This is a genomic window from Psychromonas ossibalaenae ATCC BAA-1528, assembly GCF_000381745.1.
In the GTDB taxonomy this organism is placed as follows: domain Bacteria; phylum Pseudomonadota; class Gammaproteobacteria; order Enterobacterales; family Psychromonadaceae; genus Psychromonas; species Psychromonas ossibalaenae.
Genome location: NZ_KB907065.1, coordinates 1 through 1,937 on the forward strand (window position 1 = coordinate 1; position 1,937 = coordinate 1,937).

Below are 1,937 nucleotides of genomic sequence, written 5' to 3' on the forward strand. Positions count from 1 at the left end.
AAGCTTGATGCATCTTGCAGGGTGTAAGTCCCTGTCAGGTAAGGTTTAACCAACCACCTGTATCGAGTGTTGCGCCTATGGCGGAGTCTAGGATTCGTAAATACTTATCAGCGATTTACTCGCAACTGGATGAACAATATAGGTGAAGCGTACACAGAGAATCATATAGGCCATAGGGGATGCGTGTCCCTGAAGTGCTGGTATCGCTCCGATAATCAATTAAGTTCTGACTGACGAGGTTTGTAACGCCATCGAAGTCCAAGCAAAACAATCGTAATGGTAGATTGTGGCGAGTCAGCGGAGTTATCAAGTCGTGGCATGTATGAAGAGATGCATTAGGAACTTGAGAGATCCAAAGGTGTTCCATAAGGAAATGGTAGGGTAGCCCAGCTAAAAGCAAGGCGAACGATGACCCTTTGGAAGTCAGATCAGCCCGTAGTAGTCTGAGCAGGGGAAAGCCTTGTACACGGCGAAGGAGCTGACAGTTATATCCGCTATTGAGCAGACACATAGTCCGGACAAAGTAGGGCTGGAGACACTATGACAACCGCACTTGATAGCATCGCATTTAAAGCGCAAACCCACCCTAAGCACAGGTTCCAGAATTTATATGGATTACTAAATACTGATCGCCTGTATCAAAGCTGGGGGCAACTCAATAAACAAGCCACGCCGGGTATTGATGGAATGACCATTAGTAACTATCAGCAACGCTTGCCGGAAAATATAAACCGCTTAAGTCGGGAGCTGAAACAGAAATGCTATCGAGCCAACGATATTAAGCGTATCTTTATTCCTAAATCAAACGGTAAACAACGGCCATTAGGTCTGCCTACGGTAGATGACAAACTGGTACAGCAGAGTGTTAGTCAGATCCTGCAAAGCATCTGGGAACAGGACTTTCTGCGCAACAGCTATGGTTATCGACCCAATAAAAGCGCTCATCAAGCGGTACATAGTTTGGTTTTAAATCTGCAATTTAAAGGTTATGGCTACATTGTTGAAGCAGACATAAAAGGCTTCTTCGATAATCTTGACCATGACTGGCTGATGCAGATGCTCAAACAACGCATTGACGATAAGGCGATGCTTAATTTGATAAATCAGTGGTTAAAAGCGCGGATAAAATCACCCGATGGCGTATTTGATAAGCCATCGAGTGGTAGCCCACAAGGCGGAATTATTAGCCCTGTGCTGGCCAATATCTATCTTCACTACGCTTTGGACTTATGGTTTGAAAAGAAAGTAAAACCTAAAATGCGCGGGCGATGCATGATGATCCGCTATGCAGATGATTTTGTCTGTGCGTTTCAATTTGCAGGTGATGCAGAGCGCTTTTACAAGGTGTTACCGAAACGATTAAAGAAATTCAATTTGGACGTAGCAGAAGATAAAACATCATTGATGCGCTTCAGCCGGTTTCATGTCGGGCGAAAACGTCATTTTGTATTTCTAGGATTTGAATTTTATTGGGGAACAGATGCCAATGGTAAAGCGAGGTTAAGGCGAAGAACTGCGGTTAAGAAACAGAAAGCCACACTAAGCGAATATTATCAGTGGATAAAGGCAAAACGGTCGCTCAAATTGAGAGAGTGGTTACCCCAACTGAAACGAAAACTGCTAGGATTTAGAAATTATTTTGGATTACCCGATAACAGTCGAAGCTTATCGCATTTGTTTAGTTATGTACTGCATACTCTGTATAAATGGCTGAACAGACGAAGTGGCCGGCAAAGTTATAACTGGAGTAATTTCAAGAAGATGTTAACGTATTTTCAAATTGAGGTACTGAAAGTCAACAAGCGAAATATTCTTGTCGACTGGTACTAGGGTCGTGTTTTACACGAGCGAATATATAACTGAAGAGCCGGATGCGGTAGTTCCGCACGTCCGGATCTGTGTGGGGTCGGTCTGGTAACAGATCACTCTACCACGAT

1 protein-coding gene is annotated in these 1,937 nt (G+C 43.8%); it reads left to right on the plus strand.

Going from position 1 to position 1,937, the window contains the following annotated elements; translation table 11 throughout:
- Window positions 1-540: 540 nt before the first annotated feature.
- Window positions 541-1,830 (plus strand): group II intron reverse transcriptase/maturase, encoded by a 1,290-nt coding sequence (gene ltrA / locus G327_RS0123590; RefSeq protein ID WP_019617268.1) that lies wholly within the window; start codon window positions 541-543, stop codon window positions 1,828-1,830.
- Window positions 1,831-1,937: the final 107 nt, after the last annotated feature.